The organism is Pantoea sp. FN0305, assembly GCF_050113845.1.
GTDB lineage: Bacteria > Pseudomonadota > Gammaproteobacteria > Enterobacterales > Enterobacteriaceae > Mixta > Mixta alhagi.
Window position 1 is genome coordinate 83,658 of the sequence record NZ_JBNJSN010000003.1, and the last position, 20,856, is coordinate 104,513.

The 20,856-nt window shown below is 55.0% G+C and carries 18 protein-coding genes; 2 read left to right on the forward strand and 16 right to left on the reverse strand.

What is annotated here, in order from left to right; all coding sequences use genetic code 11:
* Positions 1 to 5: 5 nt before the first annotated feature.
* The 5 genes from glgA to asd all read right to left on the reverse strand — a co-directional run bounded on the left by glgA (position 6) and on the right by asd (position 8,464).
* A complete protein-coding gene (gene glgA, locus ACQE3Y_RS07445; protein ID WP_426981257.1) occupies positions 6 to 1,439 on the reverse strand; it encodes a glycogen synthase GlgA in 1,434 nt (477 codons plus the stop codon).
* A 67-nt stretch (positions 1,440 to 1,506) separates the two neighbouring features.
* Positions 1,507 to 2,799 (reverse strand): glucose-1-phosphate adenylyltransferase, encoded by a 1,293-nt coding sequence (gene glgC, locus ACQE3Y_RS07450; protein WP_250651497.1) that lies wholly within the window; start codon positions 2,797 to 2,799, stop codon positions 1,507 to 1,509.
* A 10-nt stretch (positions 2,800 to 2,809) separates the two neighbouring features.
* Positions 2,810 to 4,795, reverse strand: a complete 1,986-nt coding sequence (gene glgX, locus ACQE3Y_RS07455) for a glycogen debranching protein GlgX (protein ID WP_426981259.1) — start codon at positions 4,793 to 4,795, stop codon at positions 2,810 to 2,812.
* Entirely contained in the window at positions 4,792 to 6,978 is a 2,187-nt protein-coding gene (gene glgB / locus ACQE3Y_RS07460) for a 1,4-alpha-glucan branching enzyme (RefSeq protein ID WP_426974012.1), read from the reverse strand. Before glgB ends, glgX begins: the two co-directional genes overlap by 4 nt.
* A 379-nt stretch (positions 6,979 to 7,357) precedes the next feature.
* Positions 7,358 to 8,464 carry an aspartate-semialdehyde dehydrogenase gene (gene asd, locus ACQE3Y_RS07465; protein ID WP_426974011.1) on the reverse strand — a complete coding sequence of 369 codons (1,107 nt, stop codon included), beginning with the start codon at positions 8,462 to 8,464 and terminating at the stop codon, positions 7,358 to 7,360.
* Between the two features lie 241 nt (positions 8,465 to 8,705).
* On the opposite strand from asd, the gene ACQE3Y_RS07470 reads away from it, so the two are divergent.
* The gene (locus ACQE3Y_RS07470; protein ID WP_085068632.1) at positions 8,706 to 9,299 is read left to right on the forward strand and encodes a YhgN family NAAT transporter; all 594 of its coding nucleotides are present in this window, start codon (positions 8,706 to 8,708) and stop codon (positions 9,297 to 9,299) included.
* A 59-nt stretch (positions 9,300 to 9,358) separates the two neighbouring features.
* Here the strand turns inward: ACQE3Y_RS07470 and gntU are convergent, their stop codons facing one another.
* The 7 genes from gntU to ggt all read right to left on the reverse strand — a co-directional run bounded on the left by gntU (position 9,359) and on the right by ggt (position 16,795).
* Positions 9,359 to 10,699 (reverse strand): gluconate transporter, encoded by a 1,341-nt coding sequence (gene gntU, locus ACQE3Y_RS07475; RefSeq protein ID WP_250651493.1) that lies wholly within the window; start codon positions 10,697 to 10,699, stop codon positions 9,359 to 9,361.
* 9 nt (positions 10,700 to 10,708) lie between these two features.
* On the reverse strand, positions 10,709 to 11,245 hold the full coding sequence (gene gntK, locus ACQE3Y_RS07480) for a gluconokinase (protein ID WP_085068635.1): 537 nt from the start codon (positions 11,243 to 11,245) through the stop codon (positions 10,709 to 10,711).
* Between the two features lie 139 nt (positions 11,246 to 11,384).
* Entirely contained in the window at positions 11,385 to 12,380 is a 996-nt protein-coding gene (gene gntR, locus ACQE3Y_RS07485) for a gluconate operon transcriptional repressor GntR (RefSeq protein ID WP_426974010.1), read from the reverse strand.
* Positions 12,381 to 12,537: 157 nt separating this feature from the next.
* The gene (locus tag ACQE3Y_RS07490; RefSeq protein ID WP_250651491.1) at positions 12,538 to 13,233 is read right to left on the reverse strand and encodes a pirin family protein; all 696 of its coding nucleotides are present in this window, start codon (positions 13,231 to 13,233) and stop codon (positions 12,538 to 12,540) included.
* A 276-nt stretch (positions 13,234 to 13,509) separates the two neighbouring features.
* Entirely contained in the window at positions 13,510 to 13,989 is a 480-nt protein-coding gene (locus tag ACQE3Y_RS07495) for a putative T6SS immunity periplasmic lipoprotein (protein WP_426981261.1), read from the reverse strand.
* Position 13,990: 1 nt separating this feature from the next.
* Positions 13,991 to 14,527: a type IV secretion protein Rhs gene (locus ACQE3Y_RS07500; protein ID WP_426981263.1), complete on the reverse strand. Its 537-nt coding sequence runs from the start codon at positions 14,525 to 14,527 to the stop codon at positions 13,991 to 13,993.
* A 519-nt stretch (positions 14,528 to 15,046) separates the two neighbouring features.
* Positions 15,047 to 16,795: a gamma-glutamyltransferase gene (gene ggt / locus ACQE3Y_RS07505; protein WP_426981265.1), complete on the reverse strand. Its 1,749-nt coding sequence runs from the start codon at positions 16,793 to 16,795 to the stop codon at positions 15,047 to 15,049.
* Positions 16,796 to 16,997: 202 nt separating this feature from the next.
* Between ggt and ACQE3Y_RS07510 the strand changes: the two genes are divergently transcribed.
* Positions 16,998 to 17,294 (forward strand): DUF2756 domain-containing protein, encoded by a 297-nt coding sequence (locus tag ACQE3Y_RS07510; protein WP_426974003.1) that lies wholly within the window; start codon positions 16,998 to 17,000, stop codon positions 17,292 to 17,294.
* Between the two features lie 3 nt (positions 17,295 to 17,297).
* On the opposite strand, the gene ugpQ is transcribed toward ACQE3Y_RS07510, so the two are convergent.
* From ugpQ to ugpA, 4 genes are read right to left on the reverse strand one after another with little or no spacing between them, the layout of a single operon-like run.
* The gene (ugpQ, locus tag ACQE3Y_RS07515) at positions 17,298 to 18,035 is read right to left on the reverse strand and encodes a glycerophosphodiester phosphodiesterase (protein ID WP_250651487.1); all 738 of its coding nucleotides are present in this window, start codon (positions 18,033 to 18,035) and stop codon (positions 17,298 to 17,300) included.
* Positions 18,032 to 19,105: a sn-glycerol-3-phosphate import ATP-binding protein UgpC gene (locus tag ACQE3Y_RS07520; RefSeq protein WP_426981267.1), complete on the reverse strand. Its 1,074-nt coding sequence runs from the start codon at positions 19,103 to 19,105 to the stop codon at positions 18,032 to 18,034. The genes ugpQ and ACQE3Y_RS07520 overlap by 4 nt, the downstream gene beginning before the upstream one ends.
* Before the next feature lie 3 nt (positions 19,106 to 19,108).
* Positions 19,109 to 19,954 (reverse strand): sn-glycerol-3-phosphate ABC transporter permease UgpE, encoded by an 846-nt coding sequence (gene ugpE / locus ACQE3Y_RS07525; RefSeq protein ID WP_250651485.1) that lies wholly within the window; start codon positions 19,952 to 19,954, stop codon positions 19,109 to 19,111.
* On the reverse strand, positions 19,951 to 20,838 hold the full coding sequence (ugpA, locus tag ACQE3Y_RS07530; protein ID WP_250651484.1) for a sn-glycerol-3-phosphate ABC transporter permease UgpA: 888 nt from the start codon (positions 20,836 to 20,838) through the stop codon (positions 19,951 to 19,953). Before ugpA ends, ugpE begins: the two co-directional genes overlap by 4 nt.
* Between the last annotated feature and the right edge of the window lie 18 nt (positions 20,839 to 20,856).

Below are 20,856 nucleotides of genomic sequence, written 5' to 3' on the forward strand. Positions count from 1 at the left end.
TCAGGTTACAACAACCGTTGATAAAGATCCCGGTAGGCCTGTGCAGCCACCTGCCAGCTAAAATCCATCGCCATTGCCTGACGCTGCACGTAGCGCCAAAGAGAAGGACGAGACCACAGCACAAACGAACGCCGGATAGCACGCAGTAGCGACCAGGCATTGCTGTCCTCAAAGGTAAAACCGCTGGCGATGCCGTCCGCCAGGTTTTCCAGAGAACTGTCATTAACCGTGTCCGCCAGCCCGCCGGTGCGTCTTACCAGCGGCAGCGTGCCGTACTTCAGGCCATAAAGCTGCGTCAGTCCGCAAGGTTCAAAGCGACTCGGCACCATAATCACATCCGCTCCGCCCATAATGCGGTGGGAGAACGCTTCGTGGTAGCCAATCTGTACTCCAACGCTGCCGGGGTTTTCCGCCGCCGCCGCCAGGAAGCCCTGCTGCAATACCGCATCGCCTGCCCCCAGCAGCACCAGCTGTCCGCCCTGCTCCAGCAGACTTGGCAACGCCTCCAGCACCAGATCCAGCCCTTTCTGCTTGGTCAGACGACTTACCACCGCAAATACCGGCACGCTGTCGTCAACTTTCAGCCCCATTGCAATCTGTAGCTGACGCTTGTTCTCCGCCTTGGCATCCAGCGTATCGCGGTTGTAACGCGCGTTAAGCAGCAGGTCATGCGTGGGGTCCCAGATTAGCGGATCGACCCCGTTCAGAATGCCGCTCAGCCGCCCCTCCCGCATCCGCTGTGCCAGCAGCGCCTCCATGCCGTTGCCATATTCCGGCAGGGTGATCTCGCGCGCATAGGTCGGACTGACCGCCGTAATATGATCGGCAAAGAAGAGCCCGGCCTTGAGGTAAGAGATCTGGCCGAAAAATTCCAGCCCATGCATATCGAAAAACGACCACGGCAGCTGGATTTCATCCATATGATGCGCGTAGAACAGCCCCTGATACGCCAGGTTATGCACGGTAAATACCGACTTCGCCGGACGTCCGCGCGCCGCCAGATAGGCACAGGTTAAACCGGCGTGCCAGTCATGGGCGTGCACAATATCCGGACGCCAGTTGGTATCCAGCCCGCAGGCCATTTCACACCCCATCCAGCCGAGCAATGCAAAGCGCAGATAGTTGTCCGGATAATCGAACTGGTTTTCATCGTGATAAGGGCTGCCAGGCCGATCGTACAGGCCCTCAGCTTCAATCAGATAAATGCCAACCCCATTAAAATGTCCAAAGTGCAGCCTGACCGGGCCTGCGAAAGTTTGCAGCTCAGCGACGACTTCCGTGTCGGTAATTCCCTTACGCAGATCCGGAAACGCCGGGAGTAAAACGCGCGTGTCCGTTCCATCTGCAATCTGTGCTGCCGGTAATGCCCCCACCACATCAGCTAACCCGCCGGTTTTCAGCAGCGGGAAAAGTTCTGAACAGACATGTAAAACCTGCATTCTCGGCTCCTTTAACGGAAATCTGGCGCGATCCTCGCGCAGATTGCGTGTGTTACTGTTTTGCCGGTCAGGCGGAAGTGTCGGCCAGCCTGGCCAGCATTTCGCGCGTTACCAGCACGATGCCCTCTTCGGAACGGTAAAAACGGCGGCTGTCTTCATCAGGGTTTTCGCCGATTACCATGCCTTCTGGAATAACGCAGGCGCGATCGATGACGCAGCGGCGCAGACGACATGAGCGTCCAATCACCACGTCAGGCAGCAGCACTGCAGAATCAATATTGCAAAATGAGTTCACGCGTACGCGTGAGAACAGCACGGAATGAACCACTACCGAACCAGAGATAATGCAGCCGCCAGAGACCAGCGAGTTCATGGTCATGCCATGACTGCCGGAGCGATCCTGAACAAACTTAGCCGGTGGCAGAGGTTCCATATAAGTATGAATCGGCCATTCATGGTCATACATATCCAGCTCCGGCGTTACGGAAGCAAGATCGAGATTGGCGCGCCAGTAGGCTTCCAGCGTTCCCACATCACGCCAGTAGGGCACCGCCTCATCATCGTTTTGCACGCAAGAGAGAGTAAAGGAGTGCGCCAGCGCTTCGCCGCTGGCGACAATTTTCGGCAGCAGGTCTTTACCGAAATCGTGGCTGGAGCCTGGGATCTCCAGGTCTTCTTCCAGTAGCTGGTAAAGGTAGTCGGCGTTAAAAACGTAGATACCCATGCTGGCCAGCGCTTTGCTGTCATCGCCAGGCATAGAGGGCGGCTGCGCCGGTTTTTCCACGAAATCCACTACGCGATTTTGCTCGTTTACCGCCATAACGCCGAACGCGGTGGCCTCATGCAGCGGCACCGGCAGGCAGGCGATAGTGCAACGCGCATTGTTATCGACATGGTCAAGCAGCATGCGCGAGTAATCCATTTTGTAGATATGGTCGCCCGCCAGGATCACGATATATTGCGCATCGTAGCGGCGAATAATATCCAGGTTTTGGGTTACCGCATCGGCGGTGCCGCGATACCAGTGCTCGGTGCTAAAACGCTGCTGAGCCGGCAGCAGGTCAACAAACTCGTTCATCTCTTCATTGAAGAAAGACCAGCCGCGTTGAATATGCTGCACCAGCGAGTGGGACTGATACTGCGTAATCACCCCAATGCGCCGGATGCCGGAGTTGATGCAGTTCGACAGGGCAAAATCGATAATGCGAAATTTGCCGCCAAAATGCACCGCAGGTTTCGCGCGCGTCGCGGTCAAATCTCTCAGGCGCGTGCCGCGTCCGCCTGCAAGAATGAGGGCCACAGTTTGCGTTGGCAGCTGTCTCGCCAGCATCAGGTGATCGGTACGTTCTAACTTGACCATGTCTGACTCCTTATACTTGCTTCTGGAACACACACGCGCCGTGCGCAGGCCCATGCCAGACAGTGGACGGAACAGGATTATCTTCCCCGGCAAAAGGAGGAACCGCGCGCCACTCTCCATCTGGTAGAGATAATTCGCTCACGTCTTGCGTGGCATTAATCGTGATCAACCAGCGTCCGGACAGCAGGATTTGCAGTTTATGCTCATCCTGCTCCCACTGTTGCTCATCCAGCGGCTCTCCCTGACTGTTTAGCCACTGAACATTGCCATCACCTTCCCTCCACCAGCGATCCTGCGTCAGCGCAGGGATCTGCTGACGCAAATGAATCAGCGCGGCGGTAAAGGCGTACAGCCCTTCATCCTGGTTTTCCCAGTCGAGCCAGGTGAGTTCGTTATCCTGACAGTAGGCGTTATTGTTGCCGTGCTGGGTATGCCCATGTTCATCACCGGCCAGCAGCATCGGCGTGCCCTGCGCCAGCAGCAGTGAAGTCAGCAAGGCGTGCGCGCTGCGACGGCGGCGCTCCAGCACGTTAAGCGAGACCGTTAGTCCTTCGCTGCCGTGATTATGGCTAAAGTTGCCGTTGTGTCCGTCGCGGTTATCTTCGCCGTTGGCCTCATTGCGTTTACGCGTGAAGCTCAGCAGATCGCGCAGAGTAAAGCCGTCATGGGCGGCGATCAGGTTCACCGTGGCGGACGGCAGGCGGTCACTATGCTGGAAGGCGTCGCTGGAGGCGGCGAAACGGCGCGCAAAGTCGGCGTTGGTCACTCCGCCAAGCAGCCAGTAACGGCGCATATCGTCACGGAAGCGATCGTTCCAGTCAGCAAAGGGCGACGGAAAACTGCCCACCTGATAGCCGTTCGGCCCGATATCCCACGGCTCGGCGATCAGCTTCACTTGAGAAAGAATCGGACAGGCTTTTAGCGCCGTGAAGAAAGGCGCATCGGCACGAAAATCGGGCGTTCTTCCCAGCACCGGAGCCAGATCGAAGCGGAAGCCATCGACATGGCACACCGTAACCCAGTAACGCAAGCAGTCGAGCGCCCAGTTCACTACCTGTGGATGGCTGAAATTGAGCGTGTTACCGCAGCCGGTCCAGTTGTGATAATGGCCGTCATCGGTTAACCAGTAGTAGCTGGCGTTGTCGATCCCGCGCATTGAAAGCGTCGGACCGATCTCTTCCAACTCGGCGGTATGATTCAGCACGATATCCAGCACCACCTCAATGCCCGCCGCATGCAGCGTTTTCACTGCCTGCTGAAACTCCTGTAGCGGGCTCAGGCCGCCAACGCCGGAGGCGTAACGCGGCTCCACCGACCAGAGCGCATAAGGGTTGTAGCCCCAGTAGTTACGTAATCCCAGCTGCTGCAGACGCGGCTCATCGGCAAACTGCGCCACCGGCTGGAGCTCCAGCGTGGTGATACCGAGCTGTTTGAGGTAATTGACAATAGCAGGATGCCCCAGCGCAGCGTAAGTACCGCGCTGCGTTTCCGGAATTTCCGGATGCCGCTGGGTTAATCCACGCACATGCGCTTCATAGATCACCGTATTGCCCCAGGGCACACGCGGCGCGGCGTCATCGCCCCAGTTAAAGGCTTCCGCAACCACCACGCTTTTCGGCGCAATCGCTGCGTTATCCTGCTCATCGCGCTGCCATTCGCCACCGTTAAACAGCGGGCTGTCCACCACCTTGCCCTCAACGGCGCGGGCGCAAGGATCAACTAACAGCTTAGCCGGATTGAAGCGATGCCCCTGCTCCGGCGCCCAGGGACCATGTACCCGGTAGCCGTAGCGCTGGCCCGGCTGGAGATCGGGTACGTAGCCATACCAGATGTTATTGGTGCGTGACGGCAAGTCATAGCGTACTTCCTGCCCCTTTTCATCGAACAGGCAAAGCTCCACGCGTTGAGCGTGTTGAGAGAACAGCGTGAAGTTAACCCCGTTACCATCCCAGGTTGCGCCAGGGGGAGCAGGATTACCCGTACGCAAATGACTCATTCCGCCTCCCGAATCAGCCAAATCGTCGCCAGCGGCGGTAATGTCAGCATCAGCGAATGCTCACGGTTGTGGCTGGGTAGCGGATCGCTCCACACCACGCCGCCGTTGCCGGTATTGCTGCCGTGGTAATGAACAGAGTCGGTATTCATGATTTCGCGCCAGGCGCCGGGCTGGTTAATACCGAACCGGTAGTTGTAACGCGGCACCGGCGTAAAGTTACTGGCAACGATGATTTCGTTACCGTCACGATCGCGGCGCGCAAAAATAAATACCGAGTTTTCGTAATCATCCACCACCAGCCATTCAAAGCCGTTGCCTTCGAAATCGCACTGGTGCATGGGCGCATGATGCCGATAGGTAAAGTTAAGATCGCGTACCAGGCGCTGTACGCCGTGGTGCCAGTTGTCCTCGCCTTCCAGCAGGTGCCAGTCAAGGCTGGCGTCATGATTCCACTCACGTCCCTGCGCGAACTCGCCTCCCATAAACAGCAGCTTTTTGCCCGGGAAAGCCCACATCCAGCCGTAATAGGCGCGCAGGTTGGCAAATTTCTGCCAGGTATCGCCCGGCATGCGATCGAGGATCGAACGTTTGCCGTGTACCACTTCATCGTGCGAAAGCGGCAGCACGAAGTTTTCGGTGTAGTTGTACAACATGCCGAATGTCATCAGGTGATGGTGATGACTGCGGTAAATCGGGTCCTGCTTCATGTAATCCAGCGTGTCGTGCATCCAGCCCAGGTTCCATTTGTACCAGAAGCCCAGACCGCCGGTTTCCGGCGGACGCGATACGCCGTGAAAATCGGTGGATTCCTCAGCGATGGTGACCGCGCCCGGTGCAGTGTTGCCCAGCATCCGGTTGGTGTAGCGGATAAAATCGATCGCTTCGAGATTCTCACGCCCGCCAAAGTGGTTCGGCACCCACTCGCCCTGCGGACGGCTATAGTCGCGGTAGATCATTGACGCCACCGCATCCACGCGCAGGCTATCGATGCCAAAGCGTTCTACCCAGTAGAGCGCGTTACCGGCAAGATAGTTACTGACTTCACGTCGTCCGTAGTTATAGATCAGCGTGTTCCAGTCCTGATGAAACCCTTCGCGCGGGTCTTCATGCTCATACAGCGCGGTGCCGTCAAACTGCGCCAGGCCGAAATCATCGGAAGGGAAGTGGCCGGGCACCCAGTCAAGGATCACATTCAGGCCGGCAGCGTGCGCTGCAGCGACAAAATGGCGGAACTCATCGCGCGTGCCGAAACGTCGGGTCGGCGCATACATCCCCACCGGCTGATAGCCCCAGCTACCGTCAAACGGATGCTCGTTAATCGGCATCAGCTCAATATGGGTAAAGCCCATCTCTTTAACGTAGGGGATCAGCTGCTCTTCCAGCTCTTTGTAGCTCAGCCAGAAATTGTTATCGGTGTGACGACGCCAGGAGCCGAGATGCACTTCATAGATGGAAATCGGCGCGTCAAAGGCGTTGGCCGCTTTGCGGTCCTCGCGCATGACCACCTTTTCCGGCAGTCCACAGATTACCGAGGCGCTGTCAGGGCGCATTTGCGATTCAAAAGCAAACGGGTCCGATTTCAGACGCAGATGCCCTTTATTATCAATAATTTCAAACTTATAAAGTTGTCCGGTGCGTGCTGCCGGCACAAACAGCTCCCAAATACCGATTTCCCGGCGGAAGCGCATCGGATGGCGGCGGCCATCCCAATAGTTAAAATCACCCACCACCGAGACGCGGCGAGCGTTAGGCGCCCAAACCGAGAAGCGGGTACCGCTAATGCCATCAATCACGTCGGCATGCGCGCCCAGCGTTTCGTAGGGGCGTAAATGGGTGCCTTCCGCCAGCAGCCAGCTGTCCAGCTCTTGCAGCAGCGGGCCGAAGCGATAGGCATCGTCAATCAGGTTCTGCTCGCCATGCCAGGTGACGGCAAGCTGATAGCGAAACGGGTTTTTACGACGGGGGATAACACCGTTAAAAAAGCCGCGTGAGTCGAGACATTTCAACTGAGCGCATTTACGCCCGGTGCTGGTTTCAATCACCCACACTTCTGAGGCATCAGGCAACAACGCCCGCACCTCAAGTCCGTTACTGGTCTGATGCATTCCCAACAGTGAAAACGGGTCAGCGTAGTGACCTTCAATAATCGCATTGATCGCCTGGCGATCCGGGAGCTCTGACATGACTTTCTTCCTGTGATGTATGGTAGCCGAAACGTTACGTTTGAGGACGTTAGCCTGACTACTCTTCAATGAGCCATGCGCACGCTGGCAGAGCCGCACCTTTCCCTGGAAAAAGCGTTGCCGCGCGCATCAACTTTTAATCTTCAAAGCAGAAAAACAAAACAGTCCTGCTAAGCATAGACAAGGCCAACAATAAGCCTGCGAACTTTGTATAAAATAATTAGCACAATGCTAAAAAAGAGGATACGGATCACCCAGCGGTTAATTTTTGCGTCAGCATGATGAAAACACTGGGAAAGGAAGAGAGTGTGAAATTTCGGATTAAGGACGGGACGTTAGCCACTTGCCCCATTCAGTCGTTGAATGGGGCAAGTGCCGATTAATCTACCAGCAAACGCAGCATGCGACGCAGCGGTTCGGCAGCGCCCCACAGCAGCTGATCGCCAACGGTAAAGGCAGAAAGATATTCCGGCCCCATGTTCAGCTTACGCAAACGCCCTACCGGCGTGGTCAGCGTGCCGGTTACCGCCGCAGGCGTCAGTTCACGCATTGTCAGCTCACGGTCGTTGGGCACCACTTTCACCCACTGGTTATGCGATGCCAGCAGCTGTTCGATTTCCGCCAGCGGCACATCCTGTTTCAGCTTCAGCGTGAAAGCCTGGCTGTGGCAGCGCAGCGCGCCAACGCGCACGCACAGACCATCAACCGGGATAGTTTGCTGCGTACCAAGGATTTTGTTGGTCTCCGCCTGGCCTTTCCACTCTTCGCGGCTCTGGCCGTTTTCCAGCTGCTTATCAATCCACGGAATCAGGCTGCCCGCCAGCGGCACGCCGAAATTATCCACCGGCAGCGTGCCGGAACGGGTAAATTCGGTGACTTTACGCTCGATGTCCAGAATCGCCGACGCCGGATTTTGCAGCTCTGGCGCAACGTGATCGTGCAACATCCCCATCTGCGTCAGCAGCTCACGCATATGACGCGCGCCGCCGCCGGAGGCCGCCTGATAGGTAGCGACGGAAGCCCACTCAATCAGATTGTGCGCAAACAGACCACCCAGAGACATCAGCATCAGGCTCACGGTGCAGTTGCCGCCAACAAAGGTTTTGATGCCTTTATCCAGCCCTTCACGGATGACCTGCTGGTTAACCGGGTCGAGGATAATGATGGCGTCGTCCTTCATGCGCAGCGTGGAGGCCGCGTCAATCCAGTACCCCTGCCAGCCGCTGGCGCGCAGCTTCGGGTAGATCTCACCGGTATAATCGCCGCCCTGGCAGGTGATGATAATATCCAGCGCGCGCAACGCCTCAATATCATACGCATCCTGTAGCGTACCGCTGTGAGCGCCTACCGTCGGTGCAGCCTGCCCGTGCTGTGAGGTTGAGAAAAAAATCGGACGAATCACGTCAAAATCACGCTCTTCGCTCATGCGCTGCATCAGCACTGAGCCGACCATACCGCGCCAACCAATAAGACCTACATTTTTCATTAAACACCTGCTACAGGCTTCCGGTTGATGACTGCGTCACCAGGATAGCGCCTGACTGTCTGAAGAGTAAAAATACCGGCTCGCCAGAAAGCGAAGCCTGCCAGAGAAAATGGGTTTACCTGTGACCCTCAACTCTACAAAATGCAGCTCTGCTGGCAAGTGAATTAATTCGATTGCGTTAATCTTTTCAACAGCATTGCTAATAACGGCGCTGCTGAATTAAAAGCAAAGAGCAAAATAAATGACTGAAATGATCTCCGCGACCATATTATTGTTGTTGATTATGGATCCGCTCGGCAATTTGCCGATATTTATGTCGGTTTTAAAGCATCTGGAGCCAAAACGGCGGCGTATCGTTTTGATCCGCGAAATGCTGATTGCGCTGGCGCTGATGCTGCTTTTTTTGTTTGCTGGCGAAAGAATTTTGGCGTTTCTTAACCTGCGTACTGAAACGGTCTCGATCTCCGGCGGAATTATTCTGTTTCTGATCGCCATTAAAATGATCTTCCCGTCGCCGGAAAGCAGCAGTACCGGTCTGCCGGTCGGTGAAGAACCTTTTCTGGTACCGCTGGCGATCCCGCTGGTGGCCGGACCTTCGCTGCTGGCGACGCTGATGCTGCTTTCGCACCAGTATCCGCATCAGATGGGTTATCTGGTCGGCGCGTTGCTGTGCGCGTGGGGCATTACGGTGGTGATTCTGTTGCTTTCCGGCCTGTTTCTGCGGCTGCTGGGCGACAAAGGCGTCAATGCGCTGGAGCGTCTGATGGGGCTGATTTTGATTATGCTGGCGACGCAGATGTTCCTTGATGGCATTCGCGCCTATCTGAAAATTTAGTCTGGCAGGCGATAAAGGGCATCAGAAGCGGGCGGATATCCGGTATCCGCCCGTAACGATCAGGAGAGCAGTTGAAAAGCGATCATGCCGACAATGGCACCGGTGGTGCCCAGAATGGTTTCCATCAGCGTCCAGGTTTTTAGCGTTTGCGCCTCGGTTGCGCCGGTAAAGCGGCCAAACAGCCAGAAGCCCGCGTCGTTGACATGGCTGACCACAATCGAACCTCCAGCGATGCACAGCGACAGCGCCGCCATCTGCGCACCGTTGTAGTGCAGCGGCTCAATCACCGGCATCACCAGCCCTACGGCCGTTAAACAGGCCACCGTCGCCGAGCCCTGAATAATGCGTACCGCTGCCGCAAGGATAAAACAGGCCAGCGCAATCGGCAGGCCCGCACCGGTTAAGGCGTTGCCCAGCGCCGGGCCAACGCCGGAATCTACCAGCACCTGCTTAAACACGCCGCCCGCGCCGATGACCAGCAGAATAATGCCCGCTGGCTGCAGCGCACTACCGCAAACCTGCATCACCTTCTCTTTATCCATCCCCTGGCGCCAGGCCAGGCCATAAATCGCCAGCAGCAGCGCCAGCAGAATCGCAGTAAACGGATGACCAATAAACTCCAGCCACTCATACAGGCGTGAGCCTTCAGAGGTAAAACGCGCGCCGATGGTTTTTAGCCCCACCAACACCAGCGGGAAAAGAATCAGCGACAGGCTAAAGCCAAAGGAAGGCAGCTTATGCGCTTCCACTTCCGGCTGCGCCACTTCCTCCGGTACGTTAAAGCTGACGTGGCGGCTGATAAAGTTGCCAAACAGCGGACCGGCGATCAGCATACCGGGCAGCGCCGCGCACAGCCCCAGCAGGATCATCCAGCCGAAATCAACATGCATCTGCGACGCCAGCAGCATCGGTGCCGGACCCGGCAGCAGAAACGCCGCCGCCGCCGCCACGCCGGCAAACAGCGGGATCACCAGCCTGACAAGGTTATCGCCGGTGCGTCTGGCCACGGCGAAAGCGATGCTGATCAACAGCACCACCGCCACTTCAAAAAACAGCGGCAGCGCGCAAATCAAGCCCGCTATTCCCATCGCATAATGCGCCCGGCTTTCGCCGAATGATTTCAACATGCGAATAGCGATTTGATCGACCGCGCCGGTTTCATGCAGGATTTTGCCAAACATAGCGCCCAGCGCTACCACCACGGCGAGAAAGCCAAGCGTACCGCCCATGCCTTTTTCCATGGTTTCGGCAATTTTATCCAGCGGCATCCCGGAGAACAGGCCAGCGCCAAAAGAGACTAATATCAGGGCGACAAAAGCGTGCATACGCGCCTTCATCACCAGAAACAGCAGCAGAACAACTGAACCTGCTGCGGTTAAAACCAGGGTTGCGGTACTCATCAGAAACAACTAATCCTTTTTGATCGCACCCTCAATGGTCGCGATGGTGGCGGCAACGACATCCGGCAGGGGGTGATTGATATCCACCACCAGCACATCGCTTTCATCGGCGTCCGGCTCTTCCAGCGTATCGAACTGGGAGACCAGCATTTGCGGCTTAAAGAAATGGCCTTTGCGCGCCTTCAGGCGGCTTTCAATGGTGGCAAACTCACCTTTCAGATAGATAAACGAGAGGTTGTTATTCCCCTGACGCAGGATATCGCGATAGCTTTTTTTCAGGGCGGAGCAGACGATGATCGAAACGGCCTGAGTACGCTGCATGGCAAATGCCGCATCGTTAACCGCTTTTAACCAGGGACGACGATCGTCATCGTTCAACGGATGGCCTTCCGCCATTTTTTCAATATTCGCGCGGGGATGCAGAAAATCGCCGTCGAGAAACGCGGTTTTCAGCTGGTGCGAGACTTCATAAGCAACGGCAGATTTGCCGCTGCCTGATACGCCCATCAAAATGAATACATGATGAGACGGCGACTGATTTTGCATTATTGTTAGCTCCGGCAGATGAAGATGCCAATGTTACCGATAACATTGATATACCCATTCTCAGTACGTGCGTTCATCGGCGCAACCTGTCTCACAGGAAAAGCCTGGAATTGTGAGCAAGTTCAAAAAAAGCGCAGATTCAGATGCTCTCCCCTTCCTGGATCTCAAAACCCACATCGACAGGCTGATGTTCGCGGCTTTCACCGCCAATACGCGCTAACAGCAGCGCGGCGGCTTCACGCCCCATACGATCGCGCGGTGTCAGCACAGTTGCCAGACGCGGCGTGACCACGTGCGCAATGTCATGCCCGTGAAAGCCGGCAATCGCCATTTGCTGCGGCACACGCAATCCCTGACGCTGACATTCAAACATAGCACCTATCGCCAAATCGTCATTGGTGCAGAACAGGCTGTCGGTTTGCGGGTAACGCCGCCGCGCCTCACACAGCAGCATCGCGCCCGCGCTAAAAGAAGAGGCCTCTTCCATCATGACGCTGCGCGGTTCCAGCCCCGCCTCACGCATTGCCAGTTCATAGCCCCGTTGTTTTTGTAATGTGCGCTCATCCAGCCGTGCGCCCAGATAGACGGTATGTCGATGCCCTTTCGCCAGAATCGCCCGGGTCATTTGTCGCGCCGCCTCAACGTTATCAAAGCCCACTGCCATATCCAGGCAGGGTGAGACGCTGTCCATCATTTCAATTACCGGAATCCCGGCGGTTTCAATCATGCGCAGGCTGGCTGGCGTATGGGTTCGTTCGGTAAGGATCAGCCCGTCAATGTTCCAGCCCAGCAGCGAACGCAGCTGTAGCTCTTCTTTCTCCGGGTTGTAACCAAAGTGACCGACCAGCGTCTGATAACCTGCCGCATCGGTTACGCTTTCAATGCCGCGCAGCACATCGGCGAATACCTGGTTAGTTAATGAAGGCAGCAGCACGCCAATTGCACGGCTGGTGGCGTTAGAAAGCATATCGGGAGCGCGGTTGGGAATGTAGCCCAGCTCATCCAGCACGACGGCAATTTGCGCGCCCAGCGCAGCGGAGACCTGTTGCGGATTACGGAGGTAGCGGCTGACGGTCATTTTCGTCACGCCAACGCGATCGGCAACATCCTGAAGCACGGGTCTTTTTTTCTTCATTATCATTCGCAGGCCAGAGGGAGGTGAGGATGAGTTTACAAAAAAACCGCAGCAGTAACGAGCAGGGAAAACGCGCCTTGTCTGAGACCAGGCGCGCATTGATAAATCGCAGGCAAAAAAAGCCGCCGTCGGGTTGCGACAGCGGCCTGGGTTTGGCTTAAACCGGAGGCAGATCGAACAGCAGGATCTCTGCGTCGCTGCTCGCCTGTAGCATCAGCGTGCTCTCTTCCCAGATTGCCAGCGCGTCGCTGGTGGCGAGCGGCTGGTCATTTACCTGCACTTCGCCTTTTACCACCTGGATCCAGATGCGACGTGACGGATCCAGCGCAATGGTGTCGCTTTCACCCGCTTTCAGTACCCAGCGCGACAGCGTCATATCCTGATAGACCTTCAGCGAACCCTCACGGGCATCCGGCGAAAGGATCAGTTGACGACCTGTAACATCGGCAAAGCGTCGCTGGTCGTAACGCGGTTCAATGCCGGTGCTTTCCGGGATAATCCAGATCTGATACAGATGCAGCGGCTCACTGCTACTGGCGTTATATTCAGAATGACGTACGCCGGTACCGGCGCTCATAATCTGGAACTCGCCCGCCGGGATCTGCTCTTTATTGCCCATGCTGTCCTGATGCTCTACGGTGCCGGAAAGCACGTAAGTCAGGATTTCCATATCTTTATGGGGATGCGTACCAAATCCCTGACCGCCAGCAATAACATCTTCGTTAATTACCCGCAGCGCCGAGAAGCCCATGAAATTGGCATCGTAGTAATTGGCGAATGAAAAAGTGTGCCAGCTGTCCAGCCAGCCGTGGTTAGCATGTCCGCGCTCTTCAGCTTTACGTAAGTAAATCATGTTCAATGCTCCTCAACGTTTTTTTCTAGTCTGGGGCCGGAGCGGATGGAATGATAGCTGAAAAACTTCACGCCTCTGTTCAAAAAAAATGAAGAGGTGTGCGAAGAGGTTTAAGCGCTTTGGCAAATGCAGGGCAAAAAAAAGCCAGCTTCTGGCTGGCTAAAAAAATACTGGAAGCAATGTGAGCAATGTCGTGCTTTCGCAGGGAGTCCGATACGGGTCTCGCTGGAGTGCATGGCAATAATAATCATTATCATTCGTATCTGTAAAGCTTTTTTACTGCTGCTCTGGTGAGATAAGCTCGAACTCATCTGACGATCTCGCAGGCAGATTCCAGTTTGGCGGCTCCGGCTCAACTTCCTCGACCTGCAATCCATGTGCACCCTCAGAAAGACGGAAGCGGGTAACAAAGCCCCTCGCCGATTTGTAATATGCCCGCTGACGTTTTTTCTCTGATATGAGAGTCACAGAGATAACGTAAGCGGTATTCAGTCGAAACGGATAAGCATTCATATCCAGACATTCATCGTCTCGGACAATATAAGGCTTTGATTCAAAACGCCTTTGGTTATTCATTTCTGCCATTTCATAAATCATTACAGAGCGAACTTTCTCGTCACCCTCCGGCTGCACAGTCACGCATGGTTTACCATCTTTGATACTTATCTGAGCGGGCCAGATCCGTGGAAAATAATCCCTTGGCCCTGGGCAACCGTTAATCAGAAAAGCACATGCTATTAGAAGTAATTTATACATTTTATCGTTGCCTGAGGAAATGAGTTAACACACGTTCATAATCTGCTTTTATCCCGTCTTGTTTAGTGCCAATAAAAGAAACGAGTTTACCTTTCTCGTCATTCCATACGCCATAGCCATACCGATAGAATAAAAAATAGTCAGCCACTATCTGCGCCTGCTGTTCCATAGTGTAATCATGAAGATACTTATTTCCTGAAAAATCATAATCATAATTAGCTGCCCAGCTAAAAAGCCCGCGGGTTCTGACCCACATCCCTTTCTGATATTGCCAGACATGGGTCAGTTCATGGATAAACGCATGCTGTTTATCAATGTCGGAAATCGCTGAGAAGTCATGCGCATAGAAATAGTCACGCATGTATATCTCCCCGTTGGGCGCCATCGCTACATTTTGGCTCTGCAGGCCAAAAGGAAAGTAGCTGTCATAGTGGATCCAAACTCGAGAGTAAATAATCGCATTACCAAATATTGTTTTAGCCATGTTGATTTCGCCCGGTGTCATCAGGCGTAAGCTTCCTTGCTTTTCTTTTTTCATTAGCGGTTGTCCATACTTTGCAGTTAATGAAATACATAACGCGAATAATTAAAATTTAAATAATTCAATCTAATAGGAATGTTATTTTCTTAAAGTGTTAATAGCATCCTTTAGCGACAGGTTAATTAATAGCAAATAAATATTCAGATGAATTTTATTTTATCTATTTAATTTCAATAGGTTATAACATAAGAAAGATCGAACTGCGGTTAATTGTCATGAACCATTACTCGTTGCCTTAATTAATCTGAAACTTAACTTTTAAAATTTATTTCATGCATCCAGAAAAACCAATAACGATTTTAACACACAAGATCAATATATATTTCCTGTTATTCGACGCCTGCCTCATTTTTTTACAATCAAAGGTTCCACTAAAAAGGCGATTAATTTCATTTATTTTTTAACGCAACCACATGAGTGTAATAGATAAAACAGCCAGATAACGGAGGGATAATATGAGCAATATTGTTGTACGTTACGCCGTGCCGGAGCGCAGTTTTCCGACACGGCGTACCATTAATACCCTGCCGTTAGGTCATCTACCGTGCGTGGATCGGACGCGCCGTACAGCATGCCGTCAGGCCCGATCATAATGCTTTGCGTACTGCCCATCGCTGGCAATACTTCGACGTTCTGTGCTTTCGCGCTCAGCAATTTAAGCGTATCCGGGCTGAAACCTTTCTCAACGCGTAGCTGATCCGGCAGCCACTGATGATGGAATCGTGGCGCATTAGTGGCTTCAGCCACGTTCATGCCAAAATCGATGCTGTTAACCACCATTTGCAACACGGTGGTGATAATGCGGCTGCCGCCCGGACTGCCGGTAACCAGCCAGGTTTTGCCATCTTTCGCCACAATAGTTGGCGACATGGATGACAACGGACGCTTGCCTGGCTGAACGGCGTTGGCTTCTCCGCCGACCAGGCCATAAACGTTTGGCGTGCCCGGACGAGCGGAAAAGTCATCCATCTCATTGTTCAGCAGAATACCGCTTTTGCCCGCCACGATACCGCTGCCGAAATTAGTATTCAGCGTATAGGTCACCGCGACCGCATTGCCCTGCTTATCCACCACCGAAAAGTGCGTGGTCTGGTTGCTCTCATACGGCTCCAGTTGGCCCGGCTTGATCTCTGTTGAAGGCCGCGCTTTGGCAATATCAATCTGCTGCGCCAGCGATTTCGCATAGGCTTTGCTGGTGAGCGCCTGCCACGGCACCTTAACAAAATCGGGATCGCCCAGATATTCCGAGCGATCGGCGTAGGCATATTTTTCTGCTTCAGCCATTACCTGCATCGCGTCAGCGCTGCCGAAGCCCATTTTTGCCAGATCGAAGTTTTCCAGGATATTCAGGATCTGCACAATATGAATACCGCCGGATGAGGGCGGCGGCATGGAGAAGACCTGATAGCCACGATAGCTGCCGCTAATCGGCTGGCGCTCTATGGCGCGGTAGCTGGCTAAATCCGCTTTGCTAATCAGCCCGCCGTGCTGCGCCATCTCTGCGGCGATCTGATCGGCAATCTCCCCTTTGTAGAAGGCGTCCGCTCCCTGTTGTGCAATCAGCGACAGGCTGTGTGCCAGATTCGCCTGCACCAGACGTTCGCCTTTCTGGTAAGGCGTGCCGTCCGGCTTAAAGAAAATAGCTTTGCTGTTTTCATGCGACAGCAACACCTCTTTGCCATAGCTATTCAGATCGTCAGCCAGCGCATCGTTCACAATGATACCCTTGCGCGCCAGCTCAACGGCAGGCTGTACCAGCTGACTCAGCGGCAGCGTACCGTATTTTTGGGCGGCCAGCGCAAAGCCCGCCACCGTGCCGGGCGTACCGGAAGCCAGCGGCGAGGTCAGGGAAAGTTTGCTGTCCGCATTACCCTGTTTATCCAGAAACATATCCCGGCTGGCGCGAGCGGGTGCCACTTCACGAAAATCGATAGCCGTGGTACGGCCAGAAGCGGTGCGCAGCAGCATAAAGCCCCCGCCGCCCAGGTTGCCCGCCTGCGGATGGGTTACCGCCAGCGCAAAACCCACCGCCACGGCGGCATCCACCGCATTGCCGCCCTGACGCAAAATATCCACGCCAATTTGCGTGGCGGTCTCATCCACTGATGCTACCATCCCCTGCTGCGCCCGAACCGGATGAAAGGTATCCGCTTCGATACCATAGGAAACCGGTGGGGCATTTTGTACCAGCGCCAGCGCCGATCCGCCCCAAAGCAGCGTCAGCAACGCAGCTGTAAGCCGCCATCCCTTTACTTTTTTCTGCATACCATCACCTTTGTTGTTGTGTTTACATTGTGTTTACTTTTCTTAAACTTGCACAAAATAAGCATAAAAAGCGAGCCTTAACGCAAATTAGCATCCAGTGACAGGCCGATCGCGGAAGGTGAGTTAAACTTAGATTGGGCAACACACAGCGATGCCGCTCTGGCGTCGTCTCCGCCGCGTTGCCAATGAAGGAGAACAGCAAGTGAAAAAACTACTGATGATTTTTATCGCTCTGCTGCCGCTAAGCGGCATGGCGAATACGCTGAACAACAACAACCCTAACCAGCCGGGTTACAACCCAAGCCAGCAGCGTCTGCAAACCCAGATGCAAACGCGTCAAACGCAGCAGCAAAACAAGTTACGTATGGATCAGCAGCAGCAGACGCAGCAAATGCAGCGTCGCATGCAAGAACAGCGGAACAACACGCAGCAGCGCGTTTTACAGTCGCAGCCCGGCAGCAATACGCCGCCGCCGGTTTATCAGAACAACACGCAGTAATCTTTAAAAATCGGGGCCAATAATATCGATGCGATCGGTACAGATCGCATCCACGCCCCACTCCAGCAGCGTCCGCGCACGTTCGGGCTGATTCACGGTGTAAACCAAAATTCTCAGCCCAGCCTGTTTAATTGCGGCAGTACGCTCCGCATCCAGCAAGCGATGATTCAGGTGAACAGAGACACAATCCAGCGCCTGGGTCATTGCCTGCCACTCTTCATGCCATTCGTCCAGCAGCAGCCCGCGCGGCAGTTCCGGCGCGGCCTGCATCGCCGCCTCCAGCGCCACCACAGAAAATGACGAAAGCAGCGGCGCGGTTTCCCCCTGCCACAGCTCACGCGCCGCCAGCGCGATCGCTTTTCCGGTCTGCGCCTCATAACCGGTGGTAGGCTTGATTTCAATATTCGCCATCAGATGATGCTGGCGGCAACGCGCCGCAACGGCCTCCAGCAGCGGCAGGCGCTCGTTGCTAAACGCTGAGCTAAACCAGCCGCCGGCATCCAACTGAGCCAGCTGATGCCACGGCATCTCACCCGCAATGCCCCAGCCGTTGCTGGTGCGATCGAGCGTATCGTCGTGCAGCAGGAAAATATGCTCATCGCGCGACAGTTTGGCATCAAACTCAATCATGGTATGACCGTAACGCGCACCGGTATCAATTGCCGCCAGCGTGTTTTCCGGTGCCAGCTTGCCGCCGCCGCGATGGGCAACAATATGAGGATAAGGCCACTCTTTGTTCATTCCAGACGCGCTCCCTGTTTAGCTGAAAAAAAATGCAGCGCCTCCACAGGCAGATGCAGCCATAGGGTGCTGCCTGGTGCGGGACGCTCAAGATGCGGCAAGCGTACCACAAGGCGCTGGTCGCCCCACTTTCCGTGCGCCAGATTATCTGCGCCAAGGATCTCCAGCGTTTCGACAACCAGCGGAATGCCGCCCGCCTCGCGACTGCTGAGCTTGATATGTTCCGGGCGAATGCCCAGCGTCACCGCCTGATTCGCCCACTGGGTTTTCGCCACGGCCAGCGGCAGCGCCAGATTATCGCCCAGAACAAACGCGTTGCCGTCGCGGCTAAAGCTGCCTTCCAGCAGATTCATCGCTGGCGAGCCGATAAAGCTGGCGACGAAGCGCGTTGCCGGACGCTCATAAACCTCAACCGGCGTGCCGACCTGTTCGACAACGCCTTTATTCATCACCATCACGCGTTCCGCCAGCGTCATCGCCTCCACCTGGTCGTGGGTGACATACAGGCTGGTGGTACGCAGCCGACGATGCAACAGCTGCAGTTCCAGGCGCATCTGAACGCGCAGCCGCGCATCCAGGTTAGAGAGCGGCTCATCAAACAGAAATACCGCCGGTTCGCGCACAATTGCACGCCCCATCGCCACGCGCTGACGCTGACCACCAGAAAGCTCGCGCGGCCGCCTTTTCAGCAGCGCATCCAGCTCCAGACTGCGTGCCGCTTCCAGCACCCGCTGGCGGATCAGCTCGCGTCCCATGCCGCGAATTTTCAGGCCGTAGGCCATGTTCTCTTCAACCGTCATATGCGGATAGAGCGCATAGTTCTGGAAGACCATCGCAATGCCGCGATCTTTTGGTTCCAGCTCCGTGACCCGCTGCGTATTGATATAGATGTCGCCGCTGGTAACGCGCTCCAGCCCGGCGACCATACGCAGCAGCGTCGATTTACCACAGCCGGAAGGCCCGACCATCACCATAAATTCGCCGTCGCCTATCACCACGTCCAGCGGCTGAATAATTTGCTGCTTGCCGTCATAAGACTTGGTAACGGCCTGAAGGGTTACTGCTGCCATAGTTTATTTCTCACTCTCGACCAAACCACGCACAAACGCCCGCTGCATCACCATTACCACCACTACCGGCGGGATCAGCGTTAACAGCATTGCCGCCATCACCAGATTCCATTGGGTCGTGCCTTCGCCTGAAGAGATCATGCTGCGAATGCCCGCGACCGCCGTGCCCATTTTTGTTTCGCTGGTAATCAGAATCGGCCACAAATACTGGTTCCAGCCATAGATAAAGGTGATAACAAAAAGCGCCGCCAGGTTGGTACGTGACAGCGGCAGCACAATGTCCCGGAAGAAGCGCATCGGGCCTGCGCCATCGATGCGCGCCGCCTCCATGAGCTCATCCGGCAGCGACATAAAGAACTGACGGAACAGAAAAGTGGCGGTCGCTGAGGCCATCAGCGGAAGCGTCAGGCCGCTGTAGCTATCGAGTAGCTGAAGGTTAGCTACCACCTCCACCGTAGGGAAAATACGCACCTCAACCGGCAGCATCAGCGTGATAAAAATCATCCAGAACACCAGGTTGCGTAGCGGAAAGCGAAACCAGACCAGCGCAAAAGCGGAAAGCATCGACACGGTGATTTTGCCGAAGGTAATACCCAGCGCCATCAGCGTACTGTTAAACAACAGCACGCTCATTGGCGCGCTATTGCTGCTGACGCCGTGCAGCCAAATCTCACGCAGGTTGTGCCATAACTGAGTGCCCGGCACCAGGCTCATCGGCACCTGAAAAATCTGTTGGTTATCCAGCGTGGCGGCCACAAAGGCGACCCAGAGCGGGAACAGAATGGTCAGAATGCCCAACGCCAGCATAACGTGGCTGAAAATATCCAGCCCGCGACGATTCTCAATCATTGATAACGCACCTTACGCTCGACATAGCGGAACTGAATAATGGTTAAGACAATCACCAGGAACATCAGCACCACCGACTGCGCCGCCGATGAAGAGAGATCGAGACCGGCAAAACCTTCCCGATAAATCTTATAAATCAGCGTGGTGGTAGCCTGTACCGGACCGCCCTGCGTGGCGGCGTCAATTACCGGGAAGGTATCAAAGAAGGCGTAAACCAGGTTTACCACCAGCAGAAAGAAGCTGACCGGCGCGATCAGCGGCAGCGACAGATGAAAGAAGCGACGTACCGGCCCCGCGCCATCAATCGCGGCCGCTTCAACCAGCGAACGCGGGATCGATTGCAGCGCAGCGAAGAAAAACAGGAAGTTGTAGCTGATCTGCTGCCATACCGAGGCCAGCACCACCAGAAACATCGCCTGGCCGCTGTTCTGTGCGTGGTTCCAGTTGTAACCAATGCTCTGCAGAAAGTGGGTGATCAACCCGATGCCGGGGTTAAATAAAAACATCCACAGTACGGCGGCGATAGCTGGCGCAACCGCATAGGGCAGCAGCAGCAGCGTCTGATAAAAGCGTTTCAGGCGCAGCACATGATCCGTCAGCGCGGCGAACAGCAGCGAAATCACCAGCCCAAAGCCGGTCACCAGCGCGCTAAAGATCAGCGTGGTCCAGAAGGATTCAAGATAATAGTTGTCATCCAGCAATCGGCTAAAGTTCTCCAGCCCGACAAAGGTACTGGAAAAGCCAAAGGGATCCACGCTTTGTACTGAGTACCAGAGCGCTTCACCGGCTGGCCAGATAAAAAAGATCAGGGTTATAAGCAGCTGAGGGAAAACCAGTACCCAGGGAAGCCAGCGTGACTGGAAAACGGGACGAGAACTCGACATGCAGTAATTCCATAACAG

Excerpts from the sequence above, each read along its gene's own strand:
- ACQE3Y_RS07520 (WP_426981267.1), bottom strand. The coding sequence starts at position 19,105 with ATGGCAGCAGTAACCCTTCAGGCCGTTACCAAGTCTTATGACGGCAAG.
- asd (WP_426974011.1), bottom strand. The coding sequence starts at position 8,464 with ATGAAAAATGTAGGTCTTATTGGTTGGCGCGGTATGGTCGGCTCAGTG.
- ggt (WP_426981265.1), bottom strand. The coding sequence starts at position 16,795 with ATGCAGAAAAAAGTAAAGGGATGGCGGCTTACAGCTGCGTTGCTGACG.
- ugpQ (WP_250651487.1), bottom strand. The coding sequence starts at position 18,035 with ATGAACAAAGAGTGGCCTTATCCTCATATTGTTGCCCATCGCGGCGGC.
- ugpE (WP_250651485.1), bottom strand. The coding sequence starts at position 19,954 with ATGATTGAGAATCGTCGCGGGCTGGATATTTTCAGCCACGTTATGCTG.
- gntU (WP_250651493.1), bottom strand. The coding sequence starts at position 10,699 with ATGAGTACCGCAACCCTGGTTTTAACCGCAGCAGGTTCAGTTGTTCTG.
- ACQE3Y_RS07490 (WP_250651491.1), bottom strand. The coding sequence starts at position 13,233 with ATGATTTACTTACGTAAAGCTGAAGAGCGCGGACATGCTAACCACGGC.
- gntK (WP_085068635.1), bottom strand. The coding sequence starts at position 11,245 with ATGCAAAATCAGTCGCCGTCTCATCATGTATTCATTTTGATGGGCGTA.
- ACQE3Y_RS07500 (WP_426981263.1), bottom strand. The coding sequence starts at position 14,527 with ATGAAAAAAGAAAAGCAAGGAAGCTTACGCCTGATGACACCGGGCGAA.
- ACQE3Y_RS07495 (WP_426981261.1), bottom strand. The coding sequence starts at position 13,989 with ATGTATAAATTACTTCTAATAGCATGTGCTTTTCTGATTAACGGTTGC.
- ACQE3Y_RS07470 (WP_085068632.1), top strand. The coding sequence starts at position 8,706 with ATGACTGAAATGATCTCCGCGACCATATTATTGTTGTTGATTATGGAT.
- glgB (WP_426974012.1), bottom strand. The coding sequence starts at position 6,978 with ATGTCAGAGCTCCCGGATCGCCAGGCGATCAATGCGATTATTGAAGGT.
- gntR (WP_426974010.1), bottom strand. The coding sequence starts at position 12,380 with ATGAAGAAAAAAAGACCCGTGCTTCAGGATGTTGCCGATCGCGTTGGC.
- glgX (WP_426981259.1), bottom strand. The coding sequence starts at position 4,795 with ATGAGTCATTTGCGTACGGGTAATCCTGCTCCCCCTGGCGCAACCTGG.
- glgC (WP_250651497.1), bottom strand. The coding sequence starts at position 2,799 with ATGGTCAAGTTAGAACGTACCGATCACCTGATGCTGGCGAGACAGCTG.
- ugpA (WP_250651484.1), bottom strand. The coding sequence starts at position 20,838 with ATGTCGAGTTCTCGTCCCGTTTTCCAGTCACGCTGGCTTCCCTGGGTA.
- glgA (WP_426981257.1), bottom strand. The coding sequence starts at position 1,439 with ATGCAGGTTTTACATGTCTGTTCAGAACTTTTCCCGCTGCTGAAAACC.